Below are 14,564 nucleotides of genomic sequence, written 5' to 3' on the forward strand. Positions count from 1 at the left end.
GTTCCTCCTTACCCGCGCTGCGTGCGGTACGGCCCCAGGTAGCGCTGCACCAGCGCCAGCCCAAACTGGTTTTGCAGGGTGGTGCGCGCCCCTTCGGCAGTCGCGTCGAGCGCGCGGCCAATCTGCTTGCAGATCGCGTCGGCCAGGAACTGGGGCAGCGGCTCCTGCACCGCGCTCAGGCGCAGCGCGCTGCGGAAGGTCGCCAGCGCCGCGCCAAGCGGCTCGCGCGCAATCAGCGCGGCCGGCAATTCCAGCCGATACGCCGGCCCCTCGGCGTCGGGCCGGTAATAGATCACATACAGCTGCCCGTAGCCCTGCTCAATCGCGGCGCGGCGCTCGGCAAAATCGGCAATGCCCGGCGAGCGGTAGCCCGTCAGCAGGTGCGGTCGATCCTGCTTGATTAGTGGCACCGGCAGCGAGTGCTCGCCCGCCTCCAGCACCGTGCTCCACAGCGTCCGATCGGTGACGGTGCCCGACAGGTGCGGCGCGAGCTGCGCCACGTCGTCGGCGGCGGTGGCCTGTTTGGGGTGGGCGATTACGCGCCGACAGCTCAGCACCAGCCGCCAGTCCTGATCGGCAAAGAAGCGCTCGATCAGCGCAGCGAACGGATCCCACCAGGCGGCGCGGCGCTCGCCACGCGATTCCTGCCCGAAGCGCACCAGCAGGCGGTTCACCTCCAGCAGCGACGAGTAGAACGAGCCGTCGAGAATAAACAGGCCGCTCGACGTGGCGCGAATGCGCTGGGCCAGCAGCCGCAGTTCCAGCATGGTGCGCAGCCCGCCCAGGATGGTTTCCAGCTCCTCGATTGGCGGCAGCAGCTGCACCAGCACTTCCTGGTCGGTCAGCGTCGCTTCTTCCACCGCCACCGCCGCAATTGCCGCAAAGGTCGCGCCAGCAGCCGGCACGGTGGCGTGCGCGCCATCCACCGCGCAGAGGCGGCGGGCCGGTCCTTCGGGTGCCGTGCGGATGCGCCCGGCCAGCGCGCCGCGCAGACGCTCACGGTCGCCTTCTAGCTGGGTCAGCGTGGCGCGGCAGGCGTCGGCGCAGGCACCAATCGCGGCCAGCACCGCAGCCGGCACGGCGGCCGGGCCAAAGGTGTGGGTATCGGCGGGCGCGTCGCTGGCGATCATGCTCGGCTCCGTGAATATATACGATGGAGTATTTCAGGATTCAGAAGAACTGAACCACGGGATTTTGAGTTACAGGTTGCAGGTTTGAAGGTTTGCAAGTTGCAGGCTATCAACTCAACACTTAGCATTCAACACTCACAACTTCTCTGGTCACCTCTTCACCCTTTCACCTTGTCACCTTGTCACCCTGGCCCCCGACCCCTACGCTGGCCGTAGTATAGCACGCCTGTGCAATATGCCGCCGCGTCTGTGCTATGATTGCGCGTGGAATTGTGTATGAAGAGGAACCGAGAGTGAACCGCAAAAGCCGCCGCCCCGCCGGCATCGAGCCGCCGCAGCTCGCGCCCGACATGCCCACCGTAGATGGTATTGCCGAGCTGGAAGCGCGCGCCAGCTACACCCAGCAGGTCTGGGCCGCGCCCCAGTGCGCCGCGCAGTCGGCCGAGGATGTGTCGTTCGACCAGATGGACGTGCGCGGCGGTAGCTTCAACGCCGCCGAGCTGCCACTCGTGCAGATGGCCGACTGCCGCTTCGACACGACCGATTTTGCAAGCTGCGCGCTGGAAAAAGCCTATGTGCGGCGGGCCGAGTTTGTGGGCTGCCGGCTGGTGGGCCTGCAAATTGGCAACGCCGACCTGGCGGATGTGCACTTTGTGCGCTGCAACGCCCGCCTGCTGCGCTGCTGGGAAAGCACCGCCAAGTCGCTGCTCTTCGAGCACTGCGCGCTGCAGGAAGCCTCGTTCGACGGTTCCGATCTGAGCGGCGCGGTGTTTGCGCACTGCGACCTGAGCGGGGCCGATTTCCGCAACGCCAAGCTCAAGGGCGCCGACCTGCGCGGATCGACCATCGCGGGCATCAAGCTCAACAGCCGCGACATCGCGGGCGCAATCATCGATCCGGGGCAGGCGCTGGAGCTGATTCAGCTTTTTGGCGTTGTGGTGCGCTCGGAAGAGGAGTAAAAATTTCTGCAACTAATGCAAAATACGCGACAGAAACAGCTTGGTGCGCTCGTGCTGCGGGTTGGTGAACACCACGTCGGGCGCGCCCTGCTCGACGATTGTGCCCTGGTCCATAAATACGACCTTGTGCGCAGCGTTGCGCGCAAAGCCCATTTCGTGCGACACCACCACCATCGTCATGCCCTCGCGCGCCAGGTCGAGCATCACGTCCAGCACTTCCTTGATCATCTCGGGGTCGAGCGCGGAAGTGGGCTCGTCGAACAGCATGACTTTGGGCTGCATGGCCAGCGCGCGCGCAATTGCCACACGCTGCTGCTGCCCGCCCGAAAGCTGCGGCGGGTGCTTGGCAGCCTGCTCGGGAATGCCCACTTTCTCCAGCAGCTCGCGGGCAACGCGCTGGCTTTCGGGGCGCGAGCGCTTGCGCACCTTCTGCTGCGCCAGGCAAATATTGTCGAGCACCGTCAGGTGTGGGAACAGCTCGAAGCGCTGAAAGACCATCCCGACCTCGGCGCGCACCGCGTTGATATGCCGCTCGTTGTTGTCGACGGGCGTGCCATCCACCGCCACGCGCCCGCTGTCGGGCGTTTCTAAGTGGTTGATGCAGCGCAGCAGCGTCGATTTGCCCGAGCCCGATGGGCCGATAATCATCATGACTTCGCCGCGCCCAACCTGCAGGCTGACGTTGTTCAGCGCGCGAAACTGCCCGAAGTGCTTGGAAATACCCGCGATCTCGATCATTGGCTGGCCGCCAGCAGCAGCGTGCTCAGACATTTTTGCCCACCCTTCGCTGGAACCACTGCAGCAGCAGCGACAGCACAAGCGTCATCGACAGGTAGAACAGCGTCAGAATGAAGTAGGTTTCTTCGTAGCGGAAGGTCGTGCTGACCGACAGGCGCGAGACCTGCGTGATTTCGCGCACGCCCAGCACCGACACCAGCGACGTGTCTTTCAGCAGCGCAATCAGGTCGTTGCCGAGCGCGGGCAGCACGTTGCGCACCGCCTGCGGCAGAATGATGTAGCGCATCGCCTGCACGTGCGACATGCCCAGCGAGCGCGCCGCTTCCATCTGCCCGCGCCCGATCGACTCAATGCCGGCGCGGAAAATTTCGGCGATGTACGCGCCATAGATCAGCACCAGCGCGACGATCGCGCGCGTCGTGAGCGAGACGGCGTTGTTCTGAAAGCCAATCGACTGCGAGAGCAGCGGCACAATCGCATAGGAGATCGTGAAGATCAGCACCAGAATAGGCACGCCGCGAATGAATTCGATGTAGGTGATCGCAAGGTTGCGAAAGATCGGGTTGCGCGACACCCGGCCCAGGCCAAGCACCAGCCCAAAGATCAGCGCGAACACAAACGAAACGGCGGTGACATAGAGCGTGATCGACAGGCCGTCGATGATCGTGAAGAAAATGTTCTGATACAGCGGATCGATCAGGATCCGCACGATCATGTAGAGAATAATGGCAAGGATGATAAACAGCCACGTGGGGATGCTGCGCAGCGAGATCGAGCCGGGGGCGTTCTGCTGCTGGGCAAGGGTTCGCTCCTGATCGGCAGCCATGCTGACTCCTCGTGGGTGGGAGGGTGAAAAAATGTCGCTCGCGGCCAGGGTTGGCCCAAGCCACGAGCGACGGAACACCAACAGCGGCGTGGCCCGCCAGCAGCTTAGCTGCCGGGCAGCTTGAAGTCGGCGCTGAAGTACTTCTTCGCCAGCTCGTCGAGCTTGCCGCTTGTGCGCATCTCGGTCAGCGCGGCATTCACCGGCTGCACCAGCGCGCTGCCCTTCGGGAAGATGAAGCCGAGCGCGTCGCTGGAGATCGGGTCGCCCACCAGCTGCACTTTGTCGCCGCTGGTGCCAACGTAGCCCTGGCCGGCGGTCTCGTCCATAATCACGGCATCAACGTCGCCATTGATCAGCGCGGCCACCGCAAACGGGAACTGCTCGAAGGCCTGGATGCGGGCTTCGGGCAGCTGCTTTTTCGCCGTTTCGTAGTTGGTCGTGCCGGTCTGCGTGCCCATGCGCAGCGCGCTATCGGCCACAAACGACTTCATGTCGGTGAAGCGCGTTTCGCCCACGCGGGCCAGCAGCCGCTGGTCGACCTTGATGTAGCCATCGGAGAAATCGACCTGCTGCTTGCGCTCGTCGGTGATGGTGATGCCATCGGCGGCGGCGTCGAACTGGCCGTTGCCCACGGCCTGGATCATGCCTTCCCACGAAGATTCCTGGAACGCCGGCTTGCAGTTGAGCAGGCGGCAGATCTCAGTCCAGGTCTCGTAGTCCCAGCCTTCACCCTGCTTGTTGCTCGGGTTGATGTAGTTGAAAGGCGGGTAGGCGTTTTCCACGGCGATCTTGACTTCTTTGCCGCCCAGGTCGGGCAGCGCGCCGCCGCTCGCGGCTGCGGTGGGTGCTTCCATTGCCGCAGTCGGGGCTTCCATGGCCGCAGTTGGCGCGGCGGCAGGGGCTTCTGTGGGGGCGCTGGTTGCGGCCGGCGCTGCCGTCGGGGCCTCGCTTGCCCCGGCCGTCGGCGCGGTGGTGGTGGGCGTGGTGCCGCCACACGCGGCCAGCAGCGCCAGCAGCGTGGCCATCACCACAAGGATCGTTACACGTTTCATAGAACCTCCTTTGCCCGGGTATTATACGGCAACATGCCGCCAAGAAAAAAACCAAAGGCGGCGCAGCGCACCTTCTTTGGCTCCATTCATATACCACTGTCGGGCCATTTTGTCGAATGCGCATTCTGCACATTCAGCCCGCGTTCTGCGGTGGTCCCCGCACAAACAGCCAGCCCCGGCGGAATGCTCCACCAGGGCTGGGCCGACATCAACCTTTACACCGGTTTGCAGAGCAACGGACCAGGGACATGCCGGCAAGAAAGGCGTTGTAGCACGGAAAATACGACTGCCTTCCGCATTCCGCCAGCTGCGCACTGCAATAGTGCGCTAGCCCTGCTCATTCACCTGGAATGGCGCGAGCTGGCGGGCGATTGCACGCGGGATGCGCCCGGCCACGCGGGTGCCGTCGGCCTCGTATTCCTCGGATTCGATCACGCCGTGCTGGTGCCAGAGCGCCACAAGGTCGTTGCGGCGGTAGGGAATAAACGCCTCCAGCGCGGCCATGCGCTCGCCCAGCGTGTCTTCGATGCGCTTGAGCAGGGTTTCCAGCCCCCACTCGCGCTGCGCCGACACAGCCACATAGTCGTCGGGCAGGCCCAGCTCGCCGGCCAGCCGCCCAACTTCGCTCTCATCCACGCCTTCGAGCATGTCGACCTTGTTGAGCACGGTGATGATCGGGCGTTCGCCAGCGCGCAGCTCTTTCAGCGTTTCCAGCACCGTATCGGTTTGCTGTGAAGCATTTTTATGAGTTATGTCGAGCACATGCAGCAGAACATCGGCCTCGCGGATTTCTTCCAGCGTTGCGCGGAAGGCCGCCACCAGCTGCGTTGGCAGCTTCTGGATAAAGCCGACCGTATCGGTGAGCAGCACCTGCTGGCCGCCGGGCAGGTCGATCTGGCGCGTGGTTGGGTCGAGCGTGGCGAACAGCCGATCCTCGGCGCGCACATTTGCGCCCGAAAGCGCGTTCAGCAGCGTGGATTTGCCGGCGTTGGTGTAACCTACCAGCGCCACAATCGGCACGCCATTCTTGCGGCGGCGCTCGCGATACTGCTCGCGGTGGCGGTGCACTTCTTCGATCTGGCGCTCGAGCAGGGCAATGCGATGCCCGATCATGCGCCGGTCGAGTTCGAGCTGCGTTTCACCGGGGCCGCGCAAGCCCACCACGCCACCAGCCGAGGCGCCACCGCCGCCGGCCTGGCGCTCGAGGTGCAGCCACTGGCGGCGCAGGCGCGGCAGCAGGTATTTGTACTGCGCCAGCTCCACCTGGATGCGGCCCTCGTGAGTATGCGCGTGGGTCGCAAAAATATCAAGGATCAGGCCCGTGCGATCGAGCACCTGCACCTTCAGCGCATCTTCGAGGTTGCGCGTCTGGCCGGGCGTCAGCTCGTCGTCGAAGATCACGAGGTCGTATTTCAGCTCCTCGCGCAGCACGGCGATTTCTTCGACTTTGCCGGGGCCAATAAAATGCTTGGAGAATTGCTGTTTCAGGCGCTGGTAGGCGCTACCGACAACCTCCAGCCCGGCGGTGTCGGCCAGCAACGCCAGCTCCTGCAGCGAATCTTCGGCGCTCCAGGGGCTGCGCCCGCCGGTCAGCTCGGCCCCCACCAGAAAGGCGCGCTCACGCGGCGCGGCGGTGGAGTGCAGCTTCTTGCCGTCGGCGGTGGTTGTGGTGATGGTGATCTGCTCTTCTATGGTTGGCTCCTTACGGTTGAAACGCACAAACGCCCCGGCCCATGGCCGGAGCGCACCATTCAGTTTGGTTCAAGCGGGTCGGCGGCGGCCGCTCGGTGCTGGGTGCCGTTATTGTAGCACGCCGGTTCGCCGCAGGCAACCCGCCCCGCGATGGATATTGCCTCGGTTCAGGCGGACGCGGACGAACGCAGACGAACGCAGAAGCGCACCTATCCGCGTTTATCCGCGCTCGTCTGCGTCCAATGCTGGTCCTCCGCAACATATCAGGTTAGGTGGACGCGGACGAACGCAGACGAGCGCAGAAGCGTACCTATCCGCGTTTATCTGCGCTCGTCTGCGTCCAATCGCAGGCACGCGCTCAGCGCGCGCCGCCGCCGGCTTCGCGGCGCTGCACGCGGCCACCAAAGCGCAGCCACGCAATCGCGCCGGCGGCATCGCGCAGGAACTCGCCGCGCGCGCCGCGAAACGGCTCGTCGAGCGCGAGGATCGCGTCGTCGCCGCAAAAAGCCACGCGCACCGGCGGCGGCGCAGGCGGCGGCGGCGAGTCTTTGGCCGGGAAGCCGCCGTGCGGAATATAGTGCAGCACCAGCGTGTCGCCTTCCAGCCGCAAGTCGCAATCGGCCAGGCGCGCAGTGTAAAGCCCGGCATAGGGCGCAAGCTCGGCGGCGCTGCGCTCAAGGGGCGTGGGTGGCTTTTCTTCGATGCCCAGAAACAGCTCCAGCGCGCGCCGCACCAGCGCCTGGTGCAGTTCGCCGCCGCGCTGCGCATTGGTAAGCACGGTAATGGCGAACTGCCGCACCGGGGCCATCAGAAAGGCCGATTGCTGGCCCTTGGTCGCGCCGCCGTGGCGGGCCAGGCGCACGCCATCCGCGTCGCGCAGAAACCAGGCCACGCCCATGCGCTCGCCATTCGCTGCCGCCGCGCCGGGCTCGCGCATTTCCGCCAGCCGCTCGGGCGCGAGCAGGCGCGTGCCGTCGGCTGCTGTGCCATCGCCCAGGTGAAAGCGTGCATAGCGCATCTGGTCGCGCGCCGTCGAGCTAATGCCGCCAACCGGGTGGGCGGTGCGCGCCAGCGGCCAGGGCCGCGCCACATGGGCGGCCGGCGCGTCGGGCGGGTAGCTGTTTTCGTGGCCGGCTACAAAGCGCCGAGTCATGATGTCGCCGGGGAAGAAGAACGAGTGATCCATGCCAAGCGGCGCGAGGATCAGGTCGTGCGCGGCCTGTTCGTAGGTCGTGCCAGTCACGCGCTCGATCACGCGCCCGGCGAGGTAAAAGCCAGCATTGTTATACGACCAGATTTCGCCCAGCGGCGTGAGCTGCGGCAGATCAGCCATGCGCTCGACAATCCGCGCCAGCGCGTCGTCGCCATTGCCCAGGTCGTCGAAATAATCGCCGGCCCAGCCGCCCGTGTGCGTAAACAGGTGCCGCAGCGTCACGCGCGCCGCGACGCTTTCGTCGGACAGGCGCAGCTCGGGCAGGTAGCGGCGCACCGGCGCGTCAAGATCAAGCGTGCCGCGCTCGACCAGGCGCATGGCAATCGTGCCGGTGACGGTTTTGGTGGTCGAGCCAATCTGGAACAGCGTGTCGGCGTCTACCGGCAGCGGGTTTTCGACGCTGGTGACGCCCATTCCTGCCAGGTGCTCGCGCTCGCCGTCGATCACGCCAATCGCCACGCCCGGCACGCCCAGCCGCGCCATTTCGCTTTCGGCCAGCGCGCACAGCTCGGCAAAACGCTCGTCGCTGCTGCCCGGGCCATTCGGCTGCACTCGATGCATAAGCTCCTCCTTCTGCTGATGCGCTATTGTACACCGCGCCGCCGCTGGCGCGTGCAGAGTGAGCCGAAAACGTAACCACCAAGGCACCAAGAAGTATCAAACAATACTTTCAAGCCTTGGTGTCTTGGTGTCTTGATTGTACACCGCCCTGTTACTGGCGCGTGCAGAGTGAGCCGAAAACGTAACCACCAAGGCACCAAGGCACCAAGAAGTATCAAACAATACTTTCAAGCCCTGGTGTCTTGGTGTCTTGGTGGTAAAAATTTCACTGCTTCTCAAACAAAAAATCGGGAGCGGCAATGCCACCCCCGACTTCCAAAAAACGCTGTACGTTCTGCGCGCTACAGCACCACGGCCACGGCGCGCTGAATGTCTTCCTCGGCGTGAATCTGGTCGAGCACCGTCTCAGGCACCTCGTCGTCGAGCGTCAGCACCATCATGGCCTGTTCGCGCGGGGCGAGGCGGCCCACATACATGCCCGAAATATTCACGTCGGCCGCGCCCAGCAGCATGCCCACGCGCCCGATCATGCCCGGGCGGTCGCGGTGGTAGGTGAACATCAGCGCGCCGTCGGGCACGAAGTCGACCCAGTAGCCATCCACCTCGACAATATGCGGCTCGTCGCGCAGCACGGTGCCGGCAAACTCGTGCGCGCCATCGGCCGTGACCGCGCGCAGCACCAGCCGCCCGGCGTAGCTTTCGTCCTCGGCGTTGGAATGCTCGGTGTAGCGCAGCCCGCGCTCGCGCGCCAGCAGCGGCGCATTCACCGGCGTCACGCGCTGCTCGCACACGCCGTCGAGCAAACCTTGCAGCACGGCCAGGCGCACAGGCGCCTTGGAAACGTCGCCCAGCTCGCCGCGATATTCCAGCTCGTACTGGCGCACCGGGTCGGTGATCAGGCTGGTGCACAGCGCGCCCAGCTTGCGGCCCAGCGCGATGTAGGGCGCGAGCACGCTCCATTCCTCAGGCGCGACAAACGGCGCATTGACGGCATAGCGCGGGGTCGCGCCGCGCAGCGCGTCGATCACGCCCTCGGCCACGTCCACGCCGGTGAGCGTTTGCGCCTCGAGGGTGGAAGCGCCCAGGTGTGGCAGCGTGATCACGCGCGGGTGGCCAAGCAGCGGGCTTTCGGTCGGCGGCTCTTTGGTGAACACGTCAAAAGCCGCGCCAGCAATCACGCGCCGCTCAAGCGCATCGGCCAGCGCCGCCTCGTCGACAATGCCGCCACGCGCCGCATTCACGATATAGGCGGTCGGCTTCATCTGCGCCAGGCGCGCCGCGTTGATCAGGTTGCGGGTGGAATCGATCAGCGGCACGTGGAGCGACAGGAAATCGCTCTGCGCCAGCACCTCGTCGAGCGAGGCCAGCGTCACACCAATCTGCGCGGCGCGGTCGGTCGAAACAACCGGGTCGTAGGCCAGCACGTCCATCTCCAGGCCGCGCGCGCGGCGGGCGACTTCAGCACCGATGCGGCCCAGCCCAACCAGGCCAAGCGTTTTGCCGCGCACCTCGAAGCCCATGAACTTGTTGCGTTCCCACTTGCCGCCTTGCAGCGAGGCATGCGCCTGCGGAAGCTGACGCGCCAGACCCAGAATAAGGCCAACGGTCAGCTCGGCAACGGCCACGCTGTTCGAGGCCGGCGCATTGACCACAATGATGCCACGGCGCGTCGCCGCATCGGTATCGATATTATCGACGCCGGTGCCGGCGCGCCCAACCACCCGCAGCTTTGTGCCAGCCGCCAGCACCTCGGCGGTGACTTTGGTGCCACTGCGCACGACCAGCGCGTCGTACTCGGGCAGCACTTCTAGCAGCGCGGCCTTATCCAGGTCGGTTCGCACATCGACTTGGGCGGCGGCCCTGAGCGCGGCCAGACCTTCTTCGGCGATTGACTCCGTGACCAGAATCCGATCCATTCCTAGTAACCTCCGGTCGTTGCGGGCTGCGCCAGCCGCACCACGCGGCAGCGGTTCGCGCACCCTTGCAAAAATAAAAGACCGTATTGCAGTGCTGTGGGCGCGAACGCCAACACCGGCACTGCAATACGTTCAGCCAGCAATGCTGAAGGCGCGTGCGGCACCATGCCGCCGGCCCCAAGCCAGTTAACGGCGCGCCAGCGCCTTTGTGACGGTATCGAGCTGCTCCAGCGTGTGCGTCAGGTCTTCTTCACTGAAAAAGCCCAGGTGCCCGATTCGCACCACCGTATCTTTCAGCCGCTCCTGCCCGCCAGCGATCACCGTATTATAGCGGGCGCGCATCTCATCGCGCACGTCCTTGGGCGAAACGCCCTCGGGCAGCGTAATCGCGGTGACAACATTCGAGTTGTGCGGCGGGTCGGCGAACAGGCCCAGCCCCATATCGAGCACGGCATTGCGCACCATGTCGCCGGCGCGCTGGTGGCGCATAAAGCGCGCCGACGCGCCTTCCTGCTCCATCATGTCGAGCGCGGCGCTCAGGCCGTAGAACACCGACACGGCCGGCGTGTAGGGCGTGCTGCCCTCGTTATGCGCCTCGCGCAGACGCTGGAAATCCCAGTAGTAGCGCGGCATGCGCGACTGCGCCACCGCTTCCCAGGCGCGCGGGCTGACGCTCAGCATCGACAGGCCGGGCGGGCAGCCAAACGCCTTCTGCGAGGCCGAAACCACCACATCGATGCCCCACGTATCCGTTTCCAGCGGCAGCGCGCCCACGCCACTGACCGAATCGACCAGCAGCAACGCCTGGCTTTCTTCGTGCACAATCTGCGAAAGGCGGCCGAGCGGGTTGGTGACGCCGGTGGACGTTTCGTTGTGCGTCAGGTACACGACCTTGACGTCGGGGGTGGCGCGCAGGGCGTCGCGCAGCGCAATCGGGCTGCACGCGCTGCCCCACGAGTGCTCAAGGCGCGTAACATTCACGCCAAAGGCCTGCGCGATTGCGGCGGCGCGTTCGCCAAAAACGCCGCCCACCACCATCAGCGCGCGGTCGCCGGGAGAAAAAAGGTTGACAATCGCCGCCTCCAGGCCACCCGTGCCCGAGGCAGTAAAACAGAGGATTTCGTTCTGCGTGTCAAAGATATTCGCCAGCCGCGCGCGCACCTCGCCGAGCAACAGCTTAAACTCCGCGCCACGGTGATTGACCATCTGGTTGGCCAGCGCGGCGCGAACCGACTCGGGCATGGGCGTCGGGCCAGGAATACGAAGATTTTGGGCTGCCATGTCGTCTCCTCACACCAAATACAAAACTGTGATCTCTGTTAATAGAACGACAATCAAGGCCAACAAGTTATCTTCTACCGGCGGTCACAGGCAAAGCGCGCCACATGCCGCACAGCCCCGCTATTATAGTCGCGGAGAGTGCGCCGCGCAAGCGTGTTTGTGCCGAGTCGCCGCGCCCCGGAGAGATAGGGTATAATAGACTAGATCGGATGTGCGACTATCAGGAAGGGGTTCCCATGCCAAGCCAACGGCCATTGCTCGCCTTGATCGACGGCCACGCCCTGGCCTTCCGCGCGTTTCACGCGCTGGCCAAAGCCGGGCTGCGCGCCTCCAATGGCGAGCCAACCTATGCGGTGTTTGGCTTCATCTCAATCCTGCTCAACGCTATTCACGAACACCACCCGAAATATGTGGCAGTGTCGTTTGATGTCGGCCGCACCTTTCGGGACGATATGTACGCCGAATATAAGGCCGGCCGCGCCGAAACGCCCGATGAATTTCACCAGCAGCTCGATCGCATCCAGCAGCTGATCCGCGCCTTCAACATTCCGATCTACACCAAGGATGGCTTTGAAGCCGACGACGTGATTGGCACGCTCTCGCGCCAGGCCGCCCAGCAGCAGGTCGATACGATGATCCTGACCGGCGACACCGACACGCTTCAGCTTGTCGATGATTATGTCAGCGTGCTGCTGGCCAACCCCTACGTACAGAAGGGCAAAAACACCATGCTGTACGACGAGGCGCAGGTGCTCGATCGCTACAATGGCCTCAAGCCCACCCAGCTTGCCGACCTGCGCGGCCTCAAGGGCGACACCTCCGACAACATTCCCGGCGTCAAGGGCATTGGCGAGGCCGGCGCAATCGCGCTGCTCAAGCAGTTCGAAACCGTCGAGAACCTGTACGCCCACCTCGACGACGTGCCGAACCGCTACAAGAAAGCGCTCGACGGTCAGCAGGAGCAGGCGCTGTTCAGCAAGCGGCTGGCGACGATTGTGTGCGACGTGCCGGTGACGCTCGATCTGCGCCACGCCGAGCTGCGCGACTACGACCGCACGCAGGTCATTGCGCTGTTTCAGGAGCTGGAATTTGGCGCGAGTCTGGTCAAGCGCCTGCCCGCCACCGGCGGGGGCATCGAAGTTGCCGAGCTGCCCGCCACCACTGGCACCGGCCAGTCCGACATGTTTGCCGCGCCGGCTGCGCCAGCCGCACCCAGCGGCGACGGCCCGCAGCAAATGGCCATGTTCGACATGCCGGCCAGCGCGCCCGCCCGCCCCGCCACCATCGCCAGCGTGCCCGGCAGCGAGCACGCCCCGCTCGGCGATTACCACGCCGTCGTCACCGACGCCGAGCTGGCTGAAGTCGTGGCCGCGCTCAAATCGTGCGCCGGCTTCGCCTTCGACACCGAAACGCTGGGCACGCGCTCGCTGCAAGACGACGCCGTGGGCGTTTCGATCTCGATCACACCCGGGCACGCCTGGTACATCCCCTTCGGGCACCGCAATGGCGAGCAACTGCCGCGCGAAACCGTGCTCGACGCGCTGCGGCCTTTTTTTGCCGACGAAAAGCTGCCCAAATACGGGCACAACGCCAAATTCGACATCGAAGTGCTGGAAACGGCGGGCGTGCCGGTGGCGGGCGTCACCTTCGACACCATGCTGGCGGCGGCGCTGCTGAACAAGCGGCGCGGCCTGAAGGAGCTGGCCTTCTACGAGCTGGCCCTGCCCGAACCCATGACCGACATTGAAGAGCTGATTGGCAAACGCGGCAAAAACCAGCTTCAGTTCGCCGACGTCGCCATCGACGCCGCGACGCCCTACGCCGCCGCCGACGCCGACATGACCATGCGGCTGTTTCAGGCGCTCCTCCCGCAACTCGCTGAGCAAGCTAAGGTCGCCGAAATCTTCCAGAAGCTCGAAATGCCGCTCATCCCAGTGCTGGTGCGCATGGAATCGGCTGGCATCGGCCTCGACGCCAAGTTCATGCGCAGCCTCGGCCAGCGCATGGGCGACGACCTGGCGCGTCTGGAAGACCAGATCTACGCCTTCAACGACGGCGTGAAGTTCAACATCAACTCGGGCGATCAGCTCAGCGACCTGCTGTTCAACAAATTGCAGCTACCAACTGCCGGCCTTGAGCGCACCAAAACCGGGCGCTACTCGCTCACGGCCGGCGTGCTCGAAAACCTCGAAGCCAAAACCGACAGCCCAGCCATTCAGCTTATTCTGCGCTACCGCCAGCTCACCAAACTGAAATCGACTTATGTCGATGCGCTGCCCGAGCTGCTGAACCCGGCCACCGGGCGCGTGCATACCAGCTACAGCCAGCTTGGCGCGGCCACCGGGCGGCTCAGCAGCAACGACCCGAACCTGCAAAACATCCCCACCCGCACCGACGAGGGCCGCGAGATCCGGCGCGGCTTTGTTGCCAACCCTGGCTGCATGTTCGTCGCCGCCGACTACTCGCAGGTCGAATTGCGCGTGCTGGCGCACATCACGCAGGATCCCAACCTGGTGCAGGCGTTCAAGGAGGATCAGGACATTCATGCCGCCACGGCCGCGCAGCTGTTTGGCATACCCATCGAGCAGGTGAACAAGAACCAGCGCCGCATCGCCAAAACCACCGTCTTTGGCGTGATCTACGGCATCAGCGCGTTTGGGCTGGCTGCCCGCACCGACCTGAGCCGCAGCGAGGCGCAGCAGCTGATCGACGCGCTGTTTGCGCGCTTCCCCGGCCTGCGCGACTATATCGACAGCACGCTGGAAGAAGGCCGCCGCGAAGGCTATGTGCGCTCGCTGTTTGGCCGCCGCCGCTACATGCCCGACCTGCGGGTGAGCGGGCCGCGCCGCCAGGCCGCCGAGCGCGAAGCGATCAACGCGCCGATCCAATCTACCGCCGCCGACATCATGAAGATCGCCATGATCCGCGTGGACGAAGCCCTGCGCGAGCGCAAACTCAAGACGCGCATGCTGCTGCAAGTGCACGACGAGCTGATTTTCGAAGCGCCGGAGGACGAAGTCGAGACGATTGTTGGGCTGGTGTGCGAGCAGATGGAAGGTGCCTACCAGTTCAAGGACGTGCCGCTGAAAGTTGATCTGGAAGTTGGGCCGAACTGGGAAGAAATGCGCGACATCACCACCCACTAGCGCAAATTTCCACCACAGCACAAGCGGCAGTGCAGCAGAACGAGGTATGG

The 14,564-nt window shown here is 64.6% G+C and carries 10 protein-coding genes; 2 read left to right on the forward strand and 8 right to left on the reverse strand.

Going from position 1 to position 14,564, the window contains the following annotated elements; all coding sequences use genetic code 11:
* Positions 1 to 8 precede the first annotated feature (8 nt).
* Positions 9 to 1,130, reverse strand: a complete 1,122-nt coding sequence (locus tag M1P90_RS15605) for a DNA double-strand break repair nuclease NurA (protein WP_483703782.1) — start codon at positions 1,128 to 1,130, stop codon at positions 9 to 11.
* Between the two features lie 293 nt (positions 1,131 to 1,423).
* Here M1P90_RS15605 and M1P90_RS15610 point away from each other — a divergent pair, with 293 nt between their 5' ends.
* Positions 1,424 to 2,089, forward strand: coding sequence for a pentapeptide repeat-containing protein (locus M1P90_RS15610; protein WP_483703784.1), 666 nt, complete (start codon positions 1,424 to 1,426; stop codon positions 2,087 to 2,089).
* A gap of 12 nt (positions 2,090 to 2,101) precedes the next feature.
* Here the strand turns inward: M1P90_RS15610 and M1P90_RS15615 are convergent, their stop codons facing one another.
* The 7 genes from M1P90_RS15615 to M1P90_RS15645 form a co-directional block, all read right to left on the reverse strand.
* A complete protein-coding gene (locus M1P90_RS15615; protein ID WP_483703786.1) occupies positions 2,102 to 2,860 on the reverse strand; it encodes an amino acid ABC transporter ATP-binding protein in 759 nt (252 codons plus the stop codon).
* Positions 2,853 to 3,653 (reverse strand): amino acid ABC transporter permease, encoded by an 801-nt coding sequence (locus tag M1P90_RS15620; protein WP_483703788.1) that lies wholly within the window; start codon positions 3,651 to 3,653, stop codon positions 2,853 to 2,855. Before M1P90_RS15620 ends, M1P90_RS15615 begins: the two co-directional genes overlap by 8 nt.
* A 104-nt stretch (positions 3,654 to 3,757) precedes the next feature.
* Positions 3,758 to 4,705 carry a substrate-binding periplasmic protein gene (locus M1P90_RS15625; protein WP_483703790.1) on the reverse strand — a complete coding sequence of 316 codons (948 nt, stop codon included), beginning with the start codon at positions 4,703 to 4,705 and terminating at the stop codon, positions 3,758 to 3,760.
* A gap of 327 nt (positions 4,706 to 5,032) precedes the next feature.
* On the reverse strand, positions 5,033 to 6,424 hold the full coding sequence (gene hflX / locus M1P90_RS15630; RefSeq protein WP_483703792.1) for a GTPase HflX: 1,392 nt from the start codon (positions 6,422 to 6,424) through the stop codon (positions 5,033 to 5,035).
* 331 nt (positions 6,425 to 6,755) lie between these two features.
* Positions 6,756 to 8,171 carry a serine hydrolase domain-containing protein gene (locus tag M1P90_RS15635; RefSeq protein ID WP_483703794.1) on the reverse strand — a complete coding sequence of 472 codons (1,416 nt, stop codon included), beginning with the start codon at positions 8,169 to 8,171 and terminating at the stop codon, positions 6,756 to 6,758.
* 341 nt (positions 8,172 to 8,512) lie between these two features.
* Positions 8,513 to 10,087: a phosphoglycerate dehydrogenase gene (gene serA, locus M1P90_RS15640; RefSeq protein ID WP_483703796.1), complete on the reverse strand. Its 1,575-nt coding sequence runs from the start codon at positions 10,085 to 10,087 to the stop codon at positions 8,513 to 8,515.
* Between the two features lie 186 nt (positions 10,088 to 10,273).
* Entirely contained in the window at positions 10,274 to 11,368 is a 1,095-nt protein-coding gene (locus M1P90_RS15645) for a pyridoxal-phosphate-dependent aminotransferase family protein (protein WP_483703798.1), read from the reverse strand.
* Positions 11,369 to 11,604: 236 nt separating this feature from the next.
* Here M1P90_RS15645 and polA point away from each other — a divergent pair, with 236 nt between their 5' ends.
* Positions 11,605 to 14,514 (forward strand): DNA polymerase I, encoded by a 2,910-nt coding sequence (polA, locus tag M1P90_RS15650; protein ID WP_483703800.1) that lies wholly within the window; start codon positions 11,605 to 11,607, stop codon positions 14,512 to 14,514.
* The last annotated feature ends 50 nt before the right edge of the window (positions 14,515 to 14,564 follow it).

It is taken from the genome of Kouleothrix sp. 19917, from assembly GCF_057073505.1.

Excerpts from the sequence above, each read along its gene's own strand:
- polA (WP_483703800.1), top strand. The coding sequence starts at position 11,605 with ATGCCAAGCCAACGGCCATTGCTCGCCTTGATCGACGGCCACGCCCTG.
- serA (WP_483703796.1), bottom strand. The coding sequence starts at position 10,087 with ATGGATCGGATTCTGGTCACGGAGTCAATCGCCGAAGAAGGTCTGGCC.
- M1P90_RS15605 (WP_483703782.1), bottom strand. The coding sequence starts at position 1,130 with ATGATCGCCAGCGACGCGCCCGCCGATACCCACACCTTTGGCCCGGCC.
- M1P90_RS15615 (WP_483703786.1), bottom strand. The coding sequence starts at position 2,860 with ATGTCTGAGCACGCTGCTGCTGGCGGCCAGCCAATGATCGAGATCGCG.
- M1P90_RS15635 (WP_483703794.1), bottom strand. The coding sequence starts at position 8,171 with ATGCATCGAGTGCAGCCGAATGGCCCGGGCAGCAGCGACGAGCGTTTT.
- M1P90_RS15625 (WP_483703790.1), bottom strand. The coding sequence starts at position 4,705 with ATGAAACGTGTAACGATCCTTGTGGTGATGGCCACGCTGCTGGCGCTG.
- M1P90_RS15645 (WP_483703798.1), bottom strand. The coding sequence starts at position 11,368 with ATGGCAGCCCAAAATCTTCGTATTCCTGGCCCGACGCCCATGCCCGAG.
- M1P90_RS15620 (WP_483703788.1), bottom strand. The coding sequence starts at position 3,653 with ATGGCTGCCGATCAGGAGCGAACCCTTGCCCAGCAGCAGAACGCCCCC.